Source organism: Microbacterium sp. OR16 (genome assembly GCF_047306725.1).
Classification (GTDB): Bacteria; Actinomycetota; Actinomycetes; order Actinomycetales; family Microbacteriaceae; genus Microbacterium.
In genome coordinates, this window is the sequence record NZ_JAZEXK010000001.1 from 950,823 (window position 1) to 969,464 (window position 18,642).

Here is an 18,642-nt window from a genome sequence, read left to right on the forward strand (position 1 = left end):
TGCCTGTGCCATCAGCGAGCGCGCACCATCAGATCGGGGTGGCGTACAGCGGCGAGATCGCGCGCAGGTAGAGGGCGAACAGCTCGCGACGACGCCGCCGCACCATCCCGGGAAGGCGGTACAGCAGGGCGACGGGAGCGTCGAACGCCCGCACCGTGAACCACACCTCGTCGGTGTCTTCGCGCCAGTCGATGTCGAACGACTCCTCGCCGCTCACCACCGAGCCGCCGACCGTGCCGAGCACGAAGCCGATGCGGCGCCGCTCCTCGGTCACCGAGATCACCCGCAGCTCGGCATCCGCTCTCATGCCCTTGACGCGGCCGTGCAGCTTGAGGGTCGTGCCCGGCGCGACGAAGGGCGTGCCGTCGGTGGCGAAGCGCTGCTCGACCTGGGTGCGGTTCGGCGCGATGGGCGCGCCCTCGGCGTCGAAGCTCACGCCCGTGTACGCCGAACCCGCGGCCGGGCGCACATCGCGCAGCTCGAGGCCGGCCGCGCGCTGCGCGGTCCACGACAGAAGCGATTCGCCGGCGGTGCGGAAGCGGTCCTCACCGCTGCCGAGACGCCACGATGCCTCCGCGGGAATACTGCGTTCGGGCGGATACTGCATCAGGTCCGGTGCGTGGGTCGCACCCACTGCGGCATAGTCGACCGTGCCTTCACGGAAAGTCCCCCGACGCATGATCTCCAGCCTAAGCGACCTGTCTGAACAGTCTCCGAACGACACCGCGTCCCGAGCGTCCTACTTCTTGTCCTTGCCCTCGACGTCACCCGACAGCGCGGCGATGAACGCCTCCTGGGGCACCTCGACGCGGCCGACCATCTTCATGCGCTTCTTGCCCTCCTTCTGCTTCTCGAGCAGCTTGCGCTTGCGGCTGATGTCACCGCCGTAGCACTTGGCGAGCACGTCCTTGCGCAGCGCGCGGATGGTCTCGCGGGCGATGATGCGGGCGCCGATGGCGGCCTGGATGGGCACCTCGAAGTTCTGCCGAGGGATGAGCTTGCGCAACCGTTCGGTCATCAGCGTGCCGTAGGCGTACGCCTTGTCGCGGTGCACGATCGCGCTGAACGCGTCGACCTTGTCGCCCTGCAGCAGTACGTCGACCTTGACGAGGTCTCCCTCCTGCTGCCCGTCGGGCTCGTAGTCGAGGCTGGCGTAGCCCTGCGTCTTGGACTTCAGCTGGTCGAAGAAGTCGAACACGATCTCGCCGAGCGGCATCCGGTAACGCAGCTCGACCCGCTCCTCCGAGAAGTACTCCATGCCCAGCAGCGCACCCCGCCGCGACTGGCAGAGCTCCATGACCGTGCCGACGTAGTCCTTGGGCAGCAGGATCGCGGTCTTCACCATCGGCTCGGAGACGGAGGCGACGCGCCCGTCAGGGTACTCGCTCGGGTTGGTGACGATCACCGTCTCGCCGGTGTCGGTGATGACCTCGTAGATCACACTCGGCGCGGTGGTGATGAGGTCGAGCCCGAATTCGCGCGAGAGTCGCTCGGTGATGATCTCGAGGTGCAGCAGGCCGAGGAAGCCGCAGCGGAAGCCGAAGCCGAGCGCGACCGACGTCTCGGGCTCGTACTGCAGAGATGCGTCCGACAGCTTGAGCTTGTCGAGCGCCTCGCGCAGCTCGGCGTAGTCACTGCCGTCGATCGGGTATATGCCCGAGAAAACCATGGGCTTCGGGTCGGTGTAGCCGGCGAGCGCCTCGGTGGCGGCTCCCCTGGCGGTGGTGACCGTGTCGCCCACCTTCGACTGGCGCACGTCCTTCACACCGGTGATCAGGTAGCCGACCTCGCCGACGCCGAGCCCCTTCGACGGGATCGGCTCGGGGCTGGAGACCCCGATCTCGAGCAGATCGTGCATCGCCTTGGTCGACATCATCTGGATCCGCTCGCGCGGGTTCAGCTTGCCGTCGACCATGCGCACGTAGGTCACGACACCGCGGTACGAGTCGTACACCGAGTCGAAGATCATGGCTCGCGCCGGGGCATCCGGGTCGCCGACCGGGGCCGGGATGTCCTGCACGATGCGGTCGAGCAGCTCCTCAACGCCGACGCCGGTCTTGCCCGACACGCGCAGCACGTCCTCGGGCCTGCCGCCGATGAGATCGGCGAGCTCCTTGGCGAACTTCTCGGGATCGGCCGCAGGAAGATCGATCTTGTTCAGCACGGGGATGATGTGCAGGTCGTTCTCGAGCGCCAGGTACAGGTTCGCGAGGGTCTGCGCCTCGATGCCCTGCGCCGCGTCGACCAGCAGGATGGCGCCCTCGCACGCCGCCAGCGAACGGGAGACCTCGTAAGTGAAGTCCACGTGACCGGGCGTGTCGATCATGTTCAGGGCGAAGGTCTCGCCGCCGGCCGACCAGGGCATCCGCACGGCCTGGCTCTTGATGGTGATGCCGCGCTCGCGCTCGATGTCCATGCGGTCGAGGTACTGAGCGCGCATGTCGCGATCCGCCACCGAGCCGGTGACCTGCAGCATCCGATCGGCCAGGGTCGATTTGCCGTGATCGATGTGGGCGATGATGCAGAAGTTGCGGATCTGCGTGGCGGGCGTCGCTGCCGGTGACAGCGGGGTGAGAGCGCGGGGTGACATGTGGTCCTTGGGGCGTCCGAGAGGGTTCAGACAAGTCTACGTTCAGCCCGGCGCAATCCCCATTCCGCTGCACCGGTGATAGTCTCGCGAAGTTGCCCGAGGCGATCCGGCGAGACTGGGTCCCATCGGCTATACGACTCCGTCACAGCCTCCCCGCGGGTGTCGGCGTAGGCTGGAAGCGGAATGACCTATAACGTCATCCCGACTCAGCGTCGCGTCGGAGATCCCGCGCACGGCTGTAAAAGAGAAAGACCCTCCACCTTGATCAAGTATCTCGTGCGCCGGACACTCGGCTGGCTGCTCATGATCGTGGTCGCGACGAATGTCACCTACTTCCTTGCCTGGTCATTCCTCGATCCGCGAAGTAACTACGTCGGCCGCAAACCGCCCCTGAGTCCTGAGCAGATCGAAGGTCTGCTCGGACCGCGAAATCTCAGTGAGAGCACTCCGCTGATCGAGCGGTGGTGGACCTGGCTCACGGGCATCCTGCTCCGGTGGGACTGGGGCCTCAGCCCCACCGGCGGCTCGGTGAACAACGAGATCGGCTACCGCATGTGGGTCAGCGCCGAGCTGGTGCTCGGGGCGACCATCATCATGACCGTCCTGGGCATCTGGATCGGCGTGTACACGGCATCCCACCAGTACAAGCTCGGCGATCGCATCTGGCAGGCCGTGTCGATCATCACGATGAACATCAACATCATCGTCGCCGCCCTCGCCGTGGTGATCCTCGCCATCAACTTCAACAACTGGGTCGACACGCGCGTCTTCTACGTCACCGGGTCGTCCAGCGAGGGGGTCACCGGATTCTTCCCGGTGCTCGTCGACGCACTGCAGCATCTGATCCTGCCGACCATCGCGCTCGTCGTGACCGGGTACGCGGGCACGCACTTCCTGCAGCGCTCGCTGCTGCTCGACAACATCAGCGCCGACTACGTCCGCACGGCACGCGCCAAGGGGCTCACCAAGTCCCAGGCCATCCGGCGCCACGCCCTGCGCACATCGCTGATCCCCGTGGCCACGCAGGTCGCGTTCTCGATCCCGGCGATCTTCACCGGCGCCATCCTGACCGAGACGATCTTCGCCTGGCAGGGCATGGGGCGCTACTTCCTGACCACGATCAACGGCAACGATGTGCACGGCGTGGTCGCCGTGGCAGCCTTCGGTGCCGTGCTGACCGCGATCGGCGCCGTGCTCGCCGACATCGCCGTCGTGGTCCTCGACCCGCGAGTGAGGGTGAGCTGACATGACGAACCAGATGATCGACTCCGGGGTCCAGCCGCCGGTCGGCCCCGACACCACCGCCGAGCGGATCCCCAGCAAGCAGCTGTCGAAATGGACGCTGTACACGCGCCGCTTCATGCGCAACAAGCCGGCCGTGTTCGGCATCGTGATCTTCGTCCTGCTGGCCCTGGCCTCCGTCATCGTGCCGCTGTTCGCGCGCTGGGAGGTCAACGAGATGGACTTCCTGAACCTTTCCACCGGCCCCTCGTCCGACCACTGGTTCGGCACGAACGCCTCGGGCAACGACACGTTCATGCAGACCTTCGTGGGTCTGCAGCGCTCGCTGATGATCGCCCTCGTCGTCTCCATCGGTGTGACGGTGATCTCGGCGATCGTCGGCACCGCGGCAGCCTACTTCGGTGGCATGGTGGAGCGGGTCACCCTGCTGGTCATCCACTTCTTCATGGTGGTCCCGACCTTCCTCATCCTCGCCCTCGTCTCGAACGACGCCGGCGGCGACTGGCGGGTCATCTCGCTCGCTCTGATCTTCACAGGCTGGTTCTTCCCCGCCCGCGTGATCTGGACCATGGCGCTCTCGCTGCGCGAGCGCGAGTACGTGCACGCGGCGCGCTACATGGGCGTGCCCGGCATGCGCGTGGTGCTGCGGCACCTGCTGCCGAACGTCGGCTCGCTGCTGGTGATCAACTTCACCCTGGGCGTGGTCGCCGCGGTCATGACCGAGACCGGCCTGTCGTTCATCGGCTTCGGTGTGAAGATCCCCGACGTCTCGCTCGGCTCGCTCATCGGCGAGGGGGCGGCCAGCGTCACCAGCGCACCATGGCTGTTCTACTTCCCGGCCCTCGCCCTCACCCTGCTGACCGTGTCTATGGCGCTCGTCGCCGACGGACTTCGCGATGCCCTCGACCCCACCTCTGCGGCGGGAGGCCGTGCATGAGCAACGTACTCTCCGTCCGTGACCTCAAGGTCAGTTTCGCCTCGGAGGCCGGCCGCGTCGACGCCGTGCGCGGGGTCTCGTTCGACCTCGAGGCAGGCAAGACACTCGGCATCGTCGGCGAGTCCGGCTCGGGCAAGTCGGTCACCTCGCTGGCCATCATGGGGCTGCTCGACGAGAACGCGCGAGTCACCGGCTCCATCCAGTTCGAGGGCGAGGAGCTGCTCGGCAAGACCGACAAGGAGATGTCGGTGATCCGCGGCAACGGCATGGCGATGGTCTTCCAGGACCCGCTCACCTCGCTCACGCCGGTGTTCACGATCGGCGATCAGCTGATCGAGGCGCTCACGGTGCATCGCAGCCTGTCGCGCGCCCAGGCATGGGAGCGCTCGCTCGAGCTGCTGCGCCTGGTCGGCATCCCCGAGCCCGAGAAGCGGATGAAGTCGTTCCCGCACGAGTTCTCCGGCGGGATGCGCCAGCGCGTGGTCATCGCCATCGCGATGGCGAACAACCCGCGCCTGATCATCTGCGACGAGCCGACGACGGCCCTCGATGTGACCATCCAGGCGCAGATCCTCGACCTCATCGAGAAGGCACAGGACGAGACCGGCGCCGCGGTGATCATGATCACTCACGACATGGGCGTGGTGGCGCGCACCGCCGATGACGTCATGGTGATGTACGCGGGCAAGCCCGTCGAGCACGCCCCGGCGCACGAGTTGTTCCACCGCACCCGGATGCCGTACTCGATCGGCCTGCTCGGCGCGATCCCCCGCGTCGACAAGGTCGAGAAGGAGCCGCTGACACCCATCAAGGGCAACCCGCCGCTGCTGATCGACTTGCCCGACGCGTGCCCGTTCGCCGCGCGCTGCCCGATCGCGCTCCCGGCGTGCGTGCAGGGCGAGCCTGCGCTGCTGCCGGTCGTCACCGGCGGCGGCCAGTCGCACCTGGCGGCGTGCATCCGTGCCGACGAGATCGACGACGACGCGCGCATCGGCGGGCTGCCGGTGTACCCGGTCGCCCCGATCCCCGAGAGCGACCTCACCCGCACGCCCCGCGAGCAGCGTCCGGTGACGCTCGAGGTGCGCAACATGGTCAAGACGTTCCCGCTGACCAAGGGCGCGTTCCTCAAGCGCAAGGTGGGCGAGGTGCACGCGGTCAAGGGCGTGAGCTTCGATGTGCGCGAGGGCGAGACCATGGCCATCGTCGGCGAGTCCGGTTCGGGCAAGACCACGACCCTGCTGCAGATCATGGACTTCGAGAAGCAGGCCGACGGCGACATCATCATCGCCGGCACAAGTGTGAACGAGCTGCACGATCGCAAGCTCGAGCGCCGGCTGCGCCGCGACATCCAGATCGTCTTCCAGGACCCGATGGGCGCGCTCGACCCGCGCATGACGGTCACCGACATCATCGCCGAGCCCATGCGCGCCATCGGAATGGCCAAGGACGAGGTCAACAGCCGGGTGCACGAGCTGATGGACCTGGTGGGGCTGAACCCCGCGCACCGCGACCGCTTCCCCGGCGCGTTCTCGGGCGGCCAGCGCCAGCGCATCGGCATCGCTCGGGCGCTGTCGACCAATCCGAAGATCATCGTGCTCGACGAGCCGGTCTCGGCGCTCGACGTATCGATCCAGGCCGGCGTGATCAACCTGCTCGACGAGCTCAAGGTCAAGCTGGGACTGTCGTACCTGTTCGTCGCCCACGACCTCTCCGTCATCCGCCACATCGCGGATCGGGTCGCGGTCATGTACCTCGGCGAGTTCGTCGAGCACGGCGACGTCGACGAGGTCTTCGACAACCCCCAGCACCCCTACACGCAGGCGCTGCTGTCGGCGATCCCCGTGCCCGACCCCGACATCGAGCGCACCCGCCAGAGGGTCGTGTTCGATCCGGAGACCATGTCGACACGTCCGGCCACGGTCTGATCACCGTCCGATAACAGTTAGTCCTCATTCACTGTCGCGTCCGCCGCATGCCCCGAGCGCGAACTATTCTCCCCATATGACACGCCGCAAGGCGAAAGGAGCACCATGAAGCAGCAGAAGCTGATGGGAGCGCTGGCACTCACCGGCGCTTTCGCACTCGTCCTCACCGGGTGCGCCTCTGACACCGGCAACAAGGGTGGCAGCGGCGACGACGGCAGCGCAGCCGAGACCTCGGCCGCGGACTACAACCCGCAGCCCCGCGAGAACCTCAAGGAGGGCGGCACGGTCAACTTCCCGATCAACGAGATCCCCGAGCAGCTGAACTCCTTCCACGGCGACGGCAGCGCTGACACCGCTCGCGTCGCCGCGTGGTACATGCCCCAGATCCTGCTGCAGAAGCCGGACGGCACGCCGTACAAGCACGACGCGTACCTCGACGAGTGGAAGATCGACACGGTCGACGGCAAGACCCAGATCACCTTCACGTTCACCGACGAGGCGACCTGGAACGACGGCACGCCGATGGACTGGACCGCGATCGACGCGACCTGGAAGGCCAGCCGCTCGACCGAGGAGGGCTTCGTCCCGAACGCCACCGACGGCTACAAGGAGATCGAGAAGGTCGAGCAGGGCGACACGCCCAAGACCGCGATCGTCACCTTCAAGGGCGAGTTCGCGTGGCCGCAGATGCCGTTCCTCACGGGCATCATCCACCCGGCCCTGGCCGACCCCGACACCTTCAACACCGCGATGATCGACGACCCGCACGCCGAGTGGGGCGCCGGTCCCTACACCGTCGACGAGTTCGACGCGAACAAGGACTTCATCTCGTTCAAGCCGAACGAGAAGTGGTGGGGCGACAAGCCGCTGCTGGACGAGGTCACCTTCAAGGGCATGGACTCGCAGGCCTCGATCAACGCGTTCAAAAACGGCGAGATCGACATGGTCGGCGTGGGCACCAAGGACCGCCTCGCGCAGGTCAAGGACATGAAGGACATCGAGATCTACCGCGCGCAGCAGACGGCCAACACGCTGCTCGAGGTCGACGCCGAGAAGCCGCAGTTCGCGGACGTCAAGGTGCGCGAGGCGTTCTTCAAGGCCATCGACATCGACCAGCAGAAGAAGATCGCCTGGAACGGCCTCGGATACGAGGAGGAGCCGGCCGGTTCGCTGACCCTCTTCTCGTTCCAGCCGGGCTACACCAACGCGCTCGAGGAAGCCGGCTACAAGTTCGACGTCGAAGGCGCCAAGAAGCTCCTCGACGAGGCGGGCTGGAAGGAGGGCTCGGACGGCATCCGCGAGAAGGACGGCGTCAAGCTCTCGGTCACCTACCCGATCCACAACGACGACCCGACGCAGAAGGCCCTCGCGCAGTCGATCCAGGCCCAGGAGAAGGCCATCGGCATCGAGGTCAAGGTGGACGTCCGCCCGTCGAACAAGTTCGCCGAGGACTACAACACCAAGAACTGGGACATCTTCAGCCTGCGCTTCACCTCGTCCGACCCGTTCGGCGCGGCATGGTTCTGCCAGCTGTACTGCCAGGACATGGGCCTGAACCTCTCTGGCGTGCAGACGCCTGAAATGGATGAGCGCATCCACGAAGAGGTCGAGTCGATCAACGACCCCGAGAAGCAGACGGCCGCGGCCATGAAGCTCGAGGCCGAGATCTTCCAGGACTGGGGCCTCATCCCGCTGTACAACGGACCGTCCATCTCGGCGGCCAAGACGGGCCTCGCCAACCTGACCCCGGAGCCCTACGTGGGTCTGGACCTCTTCGGCGTGCAGCCGGTTGAGAACGTCGGCTGGGAGAAGTAGGCACAGCACGATCTGAGCGGGGCCGGTGGTTCATCCACCGGCCCCGCTTTCTTCGTATGCTGAGAGGGTGAGCGTTCAGGTCGTCCTCGTGCACGGCATCCGCACGTCGGCCACGATGTGGCGCTCGCAGCTCTCCTGGCTCGCCGAGAACGGCATCCCGGCGACGGCGGTCGACCTTCCCGCGCACGGCACGCGGATGCACGAGGACTTCACCCTGCACGAGGCGCTGCACACGATCGACGCCGCGGTGCGGGCTGCGGCCGAGCACGGGCACGTGCTGCTCGTCGGGCATTCGATGGGCGGACTGCTCTCGCTCGCCTATGCCGGCGGAGAGGACCCGCCGCCGCTCGCGGGCACCGTCGCGGTGTCGTGCACCGCGCTCCCACGCGGCGCGGCGCTGCGGGCGTACCGGGTGCTGGCCGGTGCGATGAACTCGCTGCCGGGCCGCGGCCAGTGGCTCACCGATCGGGTGCTCGCGGCGACCCTGCCTGTCGACACGCGCGGCGACTTCGCGGCCGGCGGATACGCGTTCGACGCCCAGGATGCCGCGTTGAGCAGCCTCGCGACGCTCGATCTCGAGACCGCGCTCGCGCGCATCCGAGAGCCGCTGTGGTTCGTGAACGGGCAGTTCGACCAGCTGCGGGTGAACGAAGCGCTCTTCCAGCGTCTCGCCCCGCACGCGGAGCTGATCGTGGTGCCCCGCGCCACGCACCTGGTCACGGCGATGCGCCCGTCGGTATTCAACGCGGTGCTGCGACTCGCGTTGGCCACGCTGGATGCCGGGAGCTGAGGACGCTGTCGATCAGGCGCGGCACCGACCCGTTCAGCACCTGCCCTTCACTGCTGGTAGTATTGGTTCTTGGCTTGCGTGTGGGTTCGTCCCTCACGACCGCTGTGCGGCGTCCCTCTACCGTCGGCAGCATCCGATTCCCATCCAGACAGAAAGTGTCCACACGTGGCAAACATCAAGTCGCAGATCAAGCGCAACAAGACCAACCTGAAGGCTCAGGAGCGCAACCGCGCCGTCAAGAGCGAGCTGAAGACGCTGGTCCGCAAGACCCGCGAGGCCATCGCCTCCGGCGACAAGGAGGCCGCAGAGGGCGCCCTCAAGCTCGCGTCGGTGAAGCTCGACAAGGCCGTCAGCAAGGGCGTCGTGCACAAGAACCAGGCGAAGAACCGCAAGTCGGCCATCGCCAAGAAGGTCGCCGCTCTCTGAGCTCTTCGACAGGCTCAGGGTCCGAATAGGCCCGGATGCTTCGAAGGCCCGTCCCGTTCGCGGGGCGGGCTTTCTGCTGTGCGGGCGGAACGCGTCAGCGAGGTGGCACGCGTCAGCGAGTCGACGCGAACGCGTCGCGCGTGGCGACGACCGTGACCATGCGCTCGAGCGCGAAGATCGGGTCGCGTGCGGCGCCCTTCACCTCGGCGTCGGCGCGGGCCGCCGCTTGGATCGCCATGCCGAGGGAGCGCTCGTTCCACCCGGCGAGGTCTTTGCGCGCGCGATCGACCTGCCAGTCCTTCATCCCCAGCTGCTGCGCGAGCTGACGGCTGGGCTCACGGCGGCCGGCGACGCGCGCCATCGTGCGCAGCTTCATGGCGAAAGCCGCGACCATGGGCACGGTATCGGCGCCGGATGCCAGGGCGTGGCGCAGCGCGACGAGGGCCTCGCCGTAGCGGCCGGCGATCGCGGTGTCGGCGACGACGAACGCCGACACCTCTACGCGGCCGCCGTAGTACTTGGTGATGACGTCGTCGGTGATGTCTCCCTCGACGTCGCCGATGAGCTGCTGACAGGCGGCTGCGAGCTCGGTGAGGTCGTCGGCGAAGGCCGAGACGAGCGCGCGCAGCGCGGTCGGCTGGATGCGCTTCTTCACCGCCTTGAACTCGCCCGCCGCGAAGTCGACGCGGTCCGAGTCCCGCTTCACCGCGGCACACGGGATCTCGATGCCGCCGCCGATGCCGGCACGGACGGCATCGAGCAGCTTCTTTCCGCGCACCGTCGCTCCGGTGTGGCGGAGGATCACGGTCGCGCCTTCCTGCGGCGCCTCGACGTAGCGCACAGCCTCCTGCAGGAAGGCATCGGTGCATTTCTCGACGCCAGCCACGCGTACCAGCCGTGGTTCGCCGAACAGCGAGGGCGAGGTGAGCGCGAGCAGCGTGCCGGCCGCGTAGTCGTCGGCGCGGATGTCGCTGACCTCGAGCGCCGGATCCTCGGCGCGCAGGTAGTCGCGGACGCCGGCGATCGCGCGCTCGGCGAGTACCTCTTCGGGCCCGGAGACGAGAACGATCGGCGCCGGGCGCGGTTCACGCCATGACACCTGCGGGATCTTGGCGCCCTTCGCGGCCGTGCTGCGTGCCGAAGAACGGGGAGCTGCCATGCTCACAGCCTACCGGCGGGTGCCGACCTTCACCCGTGACGCCTACTCCTCGCGCTCGGTCCACACGACCAGCCGCCCCTCCGCCTCGCCGAGCAGCACGAGCCCACGCCGATCGGTGCGCAGCGCGCGCGAGCCCGCCGCCTCGAGAAGTGCCAGCGCCTCCTCGCGCGGATGCCCGTAGTCGTTCTCCGCGCCCACGCTGATCAGCGCCGCCGGCGCGGCGAGCTGCGCGTACAGCGCCGGCTCCTGGTCGCGGCTGCCGTGGTGTGCGACCTTGACCACCGCGTACTCGCCACGCACCCGGCCGCTCGAGAGCAGCTGACGCTGCGGAGCAGCCGAGAGATCGCCGAGCATGAGCATCCGGGGCACTCCGCCGCCGGCGATGTCGACGACGACGCTGGCATCGTTGCCGCTGGGGAACGCCGCCGAGTCCGGCGGCGGCCAGACGACCCGCCACTGGGCCGATCCGAGCGTCCCGCCGGTGCCCACCGCTCCGCGCCGCAGGGTGGCGCCGCCCGCCGTCAGCTCATCGAGGATTCGCTGATCGGCGGGCTCGGCCACCGGTCCGTGCAGCACCGTGCCGACGCGACCGGCGAGCGAGGTCGCCGCACCGACGTGGTCGACGTCGAAGTGCGTGAGCACGAGCAGGTCGATGCGGTCGGTGCCGGTCTGCGCCAGACACCTGGCGAGGGCGTCCGGATCCGGCCCGGCGTCGACGAGGGCGGTCTGCTCTCCCGAGCGGACGAGCACCGCATCGCCCTGCCCGATGTCGCAGGCGGCGATCGACCAGGACGCGGGAGTCGTCATCGAAGCGAGCGGCCCGCTCAACAGCATCCGTGCGATCGAGGCGGCCAGCGCGATGACGACGACGGCCGCGGCCGCCAGCCGCAGCCGACGCGAACGTGGGCGGACGAGCACGAGCGTGACCGCAGCGCTGAGCACGGCGACGACGACCGCCGCAGCGGGCCCCGCCGGCACCGCGGCGGTGGCTCCGGGCAGCGCCGCCGACACGGTCGCGGTCGTCTGGATCCACGCTGCGGGCAGCCACGCCGTCGCCGCGAGCAGGTCCGCCAGCGCGGGCACGGGAGAGGTGAGACACGCCAGCAGCCCGATCACGGTCGCGATGGGCGCGGCGGGTGCGGCGAGGAGGTTGGCGACGACTCCGATCACCGACTGCGTATCAGAGAACAGCGCGACGATCGGCCCGCACACCAGCTGCGCCGCCAGCGGCACCGACAGGGCGAGGGCGAGCGGCACGGGCATCCAGCGCCCCAGCCCGCGCAGCAGCGGACGGGACAGCACCAGCAGCGCCGCGGTCGCAGCTGCCGACAGCGCGAAGCCCGGTGTCGCCGCCAGCCAGGGATCGGCGATGAGCAGCCCGCAGACAGCGAGCGAGAGCATCGCCAGTCCCGCGCTCGGCCTGCCGAGCAGCAGGGTGAGCATCGCGAGCGCGGCCATCACCGAGGCGCGGATGACGCTGGGCTCGGGCGTGACCAGCACGACGAAAGCTCCCAGGGCGAGCAGCGAGAATGCGATGCGCAGGCCGCGACCGCCGCCGAGCAGCGAGACGAGCCAGAACACGGCCGCGACCACGATCGCGCAGTTGGCCCCGCTGACGGCCGTGAGGTGGCTGAGTCCGGATGCCAGCATCGCGGCGCTGACGTCTTCCGACACCGCTCTCGTGTCGCCCACCGCGAGTCCCGGGAGCAGCCCGGCACCCGGCTCGGGCAATCCGCTCGCCCGCTCGATGAACTCGGCGCGCGTGGTCGCGGCGACGGCGAAGATCCCGGATGCCGGCGTCGTCACCTCTGCGCGAGTGCCGAAGAGCACAAGGGCGGCCCGCTCGCCGGCATCCGTGCGCTTGCCCTGCCCGGTCACCTGGAGCACGGCACCGAGGTCTGCTCCGTCGATCGGCGCGACGCCGACCCGCACCGGGCCGGAGACGCGCTGCGGGTGCCCGGGCGGACCGATCGCGACGGTCTGCGCATCGAACCACAGGCGCCCGTCGCTGCCGACGGATGCCGAGGAGCTGACTTCGACGAGCGCCTCGATGACGTGCCCGTCCTGCGCCGCGAGGGTGTCGCGCGCCGGCTGCGCGGCCGTGACGGTCGCGGCGAGACCCGCCCCGCACAGCAGAACGAGCACGATGAGCCCCGCTCGGCGGCGACGGGTGACCACGAGCAGCGCCGCCACGGTGAGCACGACCGGGATCGCCACGGCGACGAGTCCCGGCATGTGGATGAGCAGCAGGCCCGTCCCCCAGAGCACCACCGCGACCACGGTCGTGCGCAGATCCTTCACACTCGCACCTTCTCGCGCACACCGGCGAGCAGCTTCTCCCCGATTCCGGGCACGGCCAGCAGATCGTCGACCGAGCGGAAGCGCCCGTTCTCGTCGCGCCACTCGATGATCCGCTGCGCCAGCGCCGGGCCGATGCGCGGCAGCGTCTCGAGCGCGGTCTGGTCGGCGGTGTTGAGGTTCACGACGCCGTCGGTCCCGGCGCCTCCGCCGCCGCTGCCGCCGCCTCCGCCGCCCTCCGCTGCACCGGGCGGCGGCTCCGCGCCGATCTTCGGCACCACGATCTGCTCGCCGTCGCTCAGCGGGCGGGCGAGGTTCACCGCCTGCAGATCGGCGGACTCGAGCGTGCCGCCCGCGGCCGCCAGGGCGTCGACCAGCCGGGCATCCGGATCGACGATGTACAGGCCGGGCGTGACGACCTCGCCCAGCACGTGCACGTACAGCCCCTCGGCCGGCGCGACGGCAGACCCGTGCCCGGCACCATCGACGGTGTCGGCCGACGCCGTCGAGGCGCCGTCGAGCGCGATGCTCTCGACGGGACCCGCCTGACCGCGCAGGATGCCCCAGCCGACCGCCGCCGACAGCACCACCAGTCCCAGCGTCACCGCGGCGCCGATGCCCAGCCTCAGACGCGGGCGTGCGCGTGCATCCGGCTCTGCAGGCTCGTCGGCTGACACCCTGTCACGCTAGGCCGTCGCCACGGGCCGCCGGCCGCAGATCCCGGCGACTGTGCACAACTCGCGCGGGAACGCGGCCTGTGCACATCCGCCGAGAGCGGTCGATCAGCCCTTGACGGCGAAGTTGACGATCTTCGGTGCGCGCACGATCACGCGAACGATCTCCTTGCCCTCCAGCGCCCGCTGCACTTTCTCGTCGGCCCGCGCGGCTGCCTCCAGGTCGGCGTCGGAGATGTCGGCGGCGACCTCGAGGGTCGCGCGCACCTTGCCGTTCACCTGCACGGCGACGGTCGCCGTGTCCTGCACGAGCAGTGCGGGATCGGCATCCGGCCACTGCACGGCGCTGACCGACGGCTCGTGCCCGAGCCGGGCCCACATCTCCTCACCCGTGTGCGGCGAGATGAGCTCGAGGATCATCGCGACGGTCTCGGCCGCCTCTCGCACGGCGGGGTCGCCGGCACCTGCGCCGGTGTCGATCGTCTTGCGGATGCCGTTCACCAGCTCCATGAGACGCGCGACGACGACGTTGAACTTCGTCTGCTCGACGAGCGCCGGCGCGTCGGCCAGCAGGCGGTGGGTGATGCGGCGCAGGGCCGCGTCACCGGCATCCGGAGCGATTCCCGGCTCGCTCGTCACCTCGTCGGCGACGCGCAGCGCGCGGGAGAGGAACTTCTGCGCCCCCGACAGCGAGACGCCGTTCCACTCCTTGTCGTCTTCCACCGGTCCGGCGAATGCGAGGCCCAGGCGCAGAGCGTCGGCGCCGTACTGGCCGAGCAGGTCGGACAGCTCGACGAGGTTGCCCTTGCTCTTCGACATCTTCGCGCCGTCCATGATGACCATGCCCTGGTTCACCAGGTTCGAGAACGGCTCCTCGAAGTCGATCAGACCCAGGTCGAACAGCACCTTGGTGATGAAGCGCGCGTACAGCAGGTGCAGAATCGCGTGCTCGACACCGCCGAAGTACCCGTCGACCGGCGCCCAGCGCCTGGCCTGCTCGGGGTCGAACGCGAACTGGTCGCTGTTAGGCGACAGGAAGCGCAGGAAGTACCACGAGCTGTCGACGAACGTGTCCATGGTGTCGGCGTCGCGGAGCGCCGGCTCGCCCGACGCGGGATCGACCGTGCGCACCCACGACTCGGCCGCACCCAGCGGCGACGAGCCCTTCGGACGCAGGTCGAGCCCGTCGACGCTCGGCAGCCGCACGGGCAGACGATCTTCGGGCACGGGCACGACGCTGCCGTCGTCGAGGTGCAGCATGGGGATCGGAGTGCCCCAGAAGCGCTGACGTGAGATCAGCCAGTCGCGCAGACGATAGTTCTTCGCCGCACGGCCGGTGCCCGCCTCACCCAGCTGGGCGATGGTGCGGGCGATCGCGTCGGCCTTGTCGACACCGTTCAGGTCGCCCGAGTTCACCAGGCGACCGTTGCCGATCAGTGCGATGCCGGTCACAGCGGGGTCGAGTTCGGTCAGGTCGCCGCCCTCGTTCGCGCCACCCTCGACCGTCGTGTCGACGACGGTCTTCACCGGAAGGTCGAATTCGCGAGCGAAGTCGAGGTCGCGCTGGTCGTGCGCGGGCACGGCCATGACCGCGCCGTGGCCGTAGTCGGCCAGCACGTAGTCTGCGGCCCAGACGGGCATCCGCTCGCCGTTCACCGGGTTGACCGCATAGCGCTCGAGGAAGACGCCGGTCTTCGGACGGTCGGTCGACTGGCGCTCGATCTCGGTCTGCTTCTGCACCGTCTCGAGGTAGTCCTGGAAGCGCATGCGCACCTCGGACGACGAACCGGATGCCAGCTCCGCGGCCAGATCGGAGTCGGGGGCGATCACGAAGAACGTCGCTCCGTGCAGCGTGTCGGGGCGCGTGGTGAACACGGTGACGGGCTCGTCTCGACCCTCGATGACGAAGTCGACGTCGGCGCCGGTGGAGCGGCCGATCCAGTTGCGCTGCATCTGCAGCACCTTGTGCGGCCAGTGGCCCTCGAGCGTGTCGAGGTCGTCGAGCAGCCGGTCGGCGTAGTCGGTGATCTTGAAGTACCACTGCGTGAGCTTCTTCTTCACGACCTCGGCGCCGCAGCGCTCGCAGCGGCCGTCGACGACCTGCTCGTTCGCCAGCACGGTCTGGTCGTTGGGGCACCAGTTGACTGCGCTCTTCTTGCGGTACGCCAGCCCGCGCTCGTACAGCTTCAGGAACAGCCACTGGTTCCACCGGTAGTACTCCGGGTCGGAGGTGTGCAGCACACGCGACCAGTCGTACGACATGCCGTAACCGCGGAAGCCGGCCTTGTGCTGGTCGATGTTCTTGTAAGTCCACTCGCGCGGGTCGGCGCCGCGCTTGATGGCGGCGTTCTCGGCGGGAAGGCCGAACGAGTCCCACCCGATCGGGTTCAGCACGTTGTGACCGCGGTGCCGCCAGTACCGGGCGACGATGTCGGGATACAGGTAGTTGATGGCGTGCCCCATGTGCAGGTCGCCCGACGGGTACGGGAACATGCCGAGGATGTACTTGCGCGGCCGATCGTCGTCGTCGCCGCCCGCCGCGAACGTGTCGTTCTCGGCCCAGTACTCCTGCCACTTGAGCTGGATGTCGTGTGCGGACATCACTTCAGGGGACTCGGCGTGGGACGCGTGCTCGGTCAAGGAACGGCCAATCTGACGATGCGGAACGGCCCGGAAATCGGGCCCTTCCAGGGTATCGCGAGCGGTGTGCGCTCAGGAAACCGGCAGCAGGCCGCGCCAGGGCTCGGGCAGCACCGCGCCGAGCGCGGCGAGCGGGGCACGCGCCTTCGTCGCGACCTCCGCAGCCTCGGCGTCCGGCTGCGACAGCCAGGTGATCCCGCCGCCGGCGCCGACGGATGCCGAATCCGCGTCGATCATGATCGTGCGGATGACCATCGCGAGGTCGACCCTGCCGTCGATGCCGACGTGTCCGAAGCATCCGGAGTACACCCCGCGCGGGGCGCGCTCGAGGCCGTGCAGGATCGTCATCGCCGACAGCTTCGGCGCACCGGTCATGCTCCCCGCCGGGAATGCGGCGTCGCACAGATCGCCGAAGGTGACTCCGTCGCGCAGCCTCACACTGACCGTGCTCACCAGCTGGTGCACCGCAGGATACGTCTCCACCTTCCAGAGCCGTTCGACCCGCACCGTGCCGGGTACGCCGACATGCGAGAGGTCGTTGCGCATGAGGTCGACGATCATGACGTTCTCGGCGCGCTCCTTGGCATCCGTCCGCAGCTCTTCAGCGAGCCGCGCATCTTCCTCCGGCGTGGTTCCCCGCGGCCGGGTGCCCTTGATCGGACTCGTCGAGGCGCGCCCCCCGGCCGTGCTGAGGAACTGCTCGGGACTGGCGCTGAGCAGATGCTGCTCCCCCACTCTCAGGTAGCCGCCGTGATGTGCGGGCGTCGCCCGGCGCAGACGCCGGTAGACGGCGAAGGGATCGGCGGGCCGTGTGGCCGTGAAGCGCGTGGTGAGGCACAGCTGATAGGCGTCTCCGCGCCGGATGGCCGCGCGGCACTCCTCGACGAGGGCGGTGTACTCGCCGACGTCGTGCCGTGACGAGGCGGTCTGGGCGTACGCGGTCGGGGCCACAGGATCGAGCGGGGGTGCGGCGAGCGCGTCGTTCACCTCCGCCGCCCATGCGTCGACGTCGGCCTGCGGGGCGAGGGCGTGCACGGCGCCCGTGGCGTGGTCGAGCGCGACGGCCCGATCGACGGCGATCCAGGACGGCATCGCCTCGCTCCCTGCGACAGGAGCGCCGTTCGCCGCGGCGCCGTGCTCGTACGGCAGCCACCCCACCCAGCCGCCGAGGAACGGGATCCCGGATGCCTCGGCAGGCGCGGTCAGGTCGACGCGGCGCACCGCGTCGACATCCTGCTCGAGGGCGCCCGTGCCGATCACGCTCCACCCGTCGTGCGGGTCGATCCCGGCATCCAGCCAGAAGGCGTGGTCCGCTGCGGCGAACAGCCGCGCGAAGAGCGACTCCGTCTCGGCGCGCGCCGAATCCGCGCGGGGCATCACCGTACGGGCGGTCAACGTGGCGGGTGCGGGCACCTTCACAGCGTATGGCTCCGCCGCAGGCTTTACGCTCATGGGGTGAACGACTTCGTGCTCTGGGTCATCGAGGCTGTTCAGTCCGTCGATCCGGTGCTGCGCACCGTACTGGCCGGTGTGGCGATCATGCTCGAGACGAGCATCCTGATCGGTCTCGTCGTGCCGGGCGACACGGTCGTGCTCGTCGCAGCCATCGGCGTCGAAGGGTGGGCGGAGGGCGTCGCGCTCGGGGCGACCGTCGTGATCGGCGCGCTGCTCGGCGAGTCGATCGGCTTCTGGCTGGGAACATGGGCGGGTCCCTACATCCGCGCGTCGTGGCTGGGGCGGCGGATCGGCGAAGAGCAGTGGAGACGCTCGGAACGGTACCTGCGCCGCCGCGGCGGTGTGGCGATCTTCCTCTCCCGCTTCCTGCCCGTGCTGCATTCCCTCGTTCCGCTGACGGTGGGCATGAGCGGGTACGCCTACCGCCGGTTCATCGCCTGGACGCTGCCGGCCTGTGTGCTGTGGGCGGGGCTGTACGTGGGCGTGGCCGCCACCGCTGCGGGCAGCTATCCCGAGCTGTCCGAGCGGGTGCACTATGCGGGGTACGTGTTCGTCGGGGTCATCGTCGTGCTGCTCGTGGTGCTGTTCGTCGGCAAGAAGCTGCTCGCCCGCCGCGAGGAGCGGCACATGCGCCGGTCCGGCGAATCCGATGAGGGCGGCCGGCAGGCGGGGCAGTGACCGCCGCGGGCGA

Annotated in this window: 14 protein-coding genes; 7 read left to right on the forward strand and 7 right to left on the reverse strand. The window is 68.9% G+C overall.

The genetic code is table 11. From position 1 onward, the window contains the following. Positions 1 to 28: 28 nt before the first annotated feature. Both V2S05_RS04620 and lepA read right to left on the reverse strand, forming a co-directional pair. The gene (locus V2S05_RS04620; protein WP_271637434.1) at positions 29 to 679 is read right to left on the reverse strand and encodes a DUF1990 family protein; all 651 of its coding nucleotides are present in this window, start codon (positions 677 to 679) and stop codon (positions 29 to 31) included. A 60-nt stretch (positions 680 to 739) separates the two neighbouring features. After that, on the reverse strand, positions 740 to 2,590 hold the full coding sequence (gene lepA, locus V2S05_RS04625) for a translation elongation factor 4 (protein ID WP_413634130.1): 1,851 nt from the start codon (positions 2,588 to 2,590) through the stop codon (positions 740 to 742). A gap of 261 nt (positions 2,591 to 2,851) precedes the next feature. On the opposite strand from lepA, the gene V2S05_RS04630 reads away from it, so the two are divergent. The 6 genes from V2S05_RS04630 (at position 2,852) to rpsT (ending at position 9,725) form a co-directional block, all read left to right on the forward strand. After that, positions 2,852 to 3,835, forward strand: a complete 984-nt coding sequence (locus V2S05_RS04630) for an ABC transporter permease (RefSeq protein ID WP_413634132.1) — start codon at positions 2,852 to 2,854, stop codon at positions 3,833 to 3,835. 1 nt (position 3,836) lies between these two features. Further along, on the forward strand, positions 3,837 to 4,769 hold the full coding sequence (locus tag V2S05_RS04635) for an ABC transporter permease (RefSeq protein WP_271637431.1): 933 nt from the start codon (positions 3,837 to 3,839) through the stop codon (positions 4,767 to 4,769). Beyond that, positions 4,766 to 6,694 carry a dipeptide ABC transporter ATP-binding protein gene (locus V2S05_RS04640; RefSeq protein ID WP_413634134.1) on the forward strand — a complete coding sequence of 643 codons (1,929 nt, stop codon included), beginning with the start codon at positions 4,766 to 4,768 and terminating at the stop codon, positions 6,692 to 6,694. Before V2S05_RS04635 ends, V2S05_RS04640 begins: the two co-directional genes overlap by 4 nt. 105 nt (positions 6,695 to 6,799) lie before the next feature. Then, positions 6,800 to 8,509 carry an ABC transporter family substrate-binding protein gene (locus V2S05_RS04645; RefSeq protein WP_413634136.1) on the forward strand — a complete coding sequence of 570 codons (1,710 nt, stop codon included), beginning with the start codon at positions 6,800 to 6,802 and terminating at the stop codon, positions 8,507 to 8,509. 67 nt (positions 8,510 to 8,576) lie between these two features. Next, on the forward strand, positions 8,577 to 9,299 hold the full coding sequence (locus V2S05_RS04650; RefSeq protein ID WP_413634138.1) for an alpha/beta fold hydrolase: 723 nt from the start codon (positions 8,577 to 8,579) through the stop codon (positions 9,297 to 9,299). Positions 9,300 to 9,464: 165 nt separating this feature from the next. Then, positions 9,465 to 9,725, forward strand: coding sequence for a 30S ribosomal protein S20 (gene rpsT / locus V2S05_RS04655; RefSeq protein WP_099194666.1), 261 nt, complete (start codon positions 9,465 to 9,467; stop codon positions 9,723 to 9,725). Positions 9,726 to 9,837: 112 nt separating this feature from the next. On the opposite strand, the gene holA is transcribed toward rpsT, so the two are convergent. The 5 genes from holA to pabB form a co-directional block, all read right to left on the reverse strand. After that, positions 9,838 to 10,884: a DNA polymerase III subunit delta gene (gene holA / locus V2S05_RS04660; protein ID WP_413634140.1), complete on the reverse strand. Its 1,047-nt coding sequence runs from the start codon at positions 10,882 to 10,884 to the stop codon at positions 9,838 to 9,840. 42 nt (positions 10,885 to 10,926) lie between these two features. Next, positions 10,927 to 13,185, reverse strand: a complete 2,259-nt coding sequence (locus tag V2S05_RS04665) for a ComEC/Rec2 family competence protein (RefSeq protein WP_413634142.1) — start codon at positions 13,183 to 13,185, stop codon at positions 10,927 to 10,929. After that, positions 13,182 to 13,859: a helix-hairpin-helix domain-containing protein gene (locus V2S05_RS04670; RefSeq protein ID WP_413634144.1), complete on the reverse strand. Its 678-nt coding sequence runs from the start codon at positions 13,857 to 13,859 to the stop codon at positions 13,182 to 13,184. Before V2S05_RS04670 ends, V2S05_RS04665 begins: the two co-directional genes overlap by 4 nt. Positions 13,860 to 13,964: 105 nt before the next feature. Continuing rightward, positions 13,965 to 16,457: a leucine--tRNA ligase gene (gene leuS / locus V2S05_RS04675; RefSeq protein WP_413634146.1), complete on the reverse strand. Its 2,493-nt coding sequence runs from the start codon at positions 16,455 to 16,457 to the stop codon at positions 13,965 to 13,967. 111 nt (positions 16,458 to 16,568) lie between these two features. Continuing rightward, positions 16,569 to 17,873 carry an aminodeoxychorismate synthase component I gene (gene pabB / locus V2S05_RS04680; RefSeq protein WP_413635240.1) on the reverse strand — a complete coding sequence of 435 codons (1,305 nt, stop codon included), beginning with the start codon at positions 17,871 to 17,873 and terminating at the stop codon, positions 16,569 to 16,571. Between the two features lie 78 nt (positions 17,874 to 17,951). On the opposite strand from pabB, the gene V2S05_RS04685 reads away from it, so the two are divergent. Then, the gene (locus V2S05_RS04685) at positions 17,952 to 18,629 is read left to right on the forward strand and encodes a DedA family protein (protein ID WP_413634148.1); all 678 of its coding nucleotides are present in this window, start codon (positions 17,952 to 17,954) and stop codon (positions 18,627 to 18,629) included. The last annotated feature ends 13 nt before the right edge of the window (positions 18,630 to 18,642 follow it).

Bases quoted from the DNA above. Each gene is read 5' to 3' on its own strand.
- V2S05_RS04620 (WP_271637434.1), bottom strand. From the start codon at position 679: ATGCGTCGGGGGACTTTCCGTGAAGGCACGGTCGACTATGCCGCAGTG.
- lepA (WP_413634130.1), bottom strand. From the start codon at position 2,590: ATGTCACCCCGCGCTCTCACCCCGCTGTCACCGGCAGCGACGCCCGCC.
- V2S05_RS04635 (WP_271637431.1), top strand. From the start codon at position 3,837: ATGACGAACCAGATGATCGACTCCGGGGTCCAGCCGCCGGTCGGCCCC.
- V2S05_RS04640 (WP_413634134.1), top strand. From the start codon at position 4,766: ATGAGCAACGTACTCTCCGTCCGTGACCTCAAGGTCAGTTTCGCCTCG.
- V2S05_RS04645 (WP_413634136.1), top strand. From the start codon at position 6,800: ATGAAGCAGCAGAAGCTGATGGGAGCGCTGGCACTCACCGGCGCTTTC.
- holA (WP_413634140.1), bottom strand. From the start codon at position 10,884: ATGGCAGCTCCCCGTTCTTCGGCACGCAGCACGGCCGCGAAGGGCGCC.
- leuS (WP_413634146.1), bottom strand. From the start codon at position 16,457: ATGTCCGCACACGACATCCAGCTCAAGTGGCAGGAGTACTGGGCCGAG.
- pabB (WP_413635240.1), bottom strand. From the start codon at position 17,873: ATGCCCCGCGCGGATTCGGCGCGCGCCGAGACGGAGTCGCTCTTCGCG.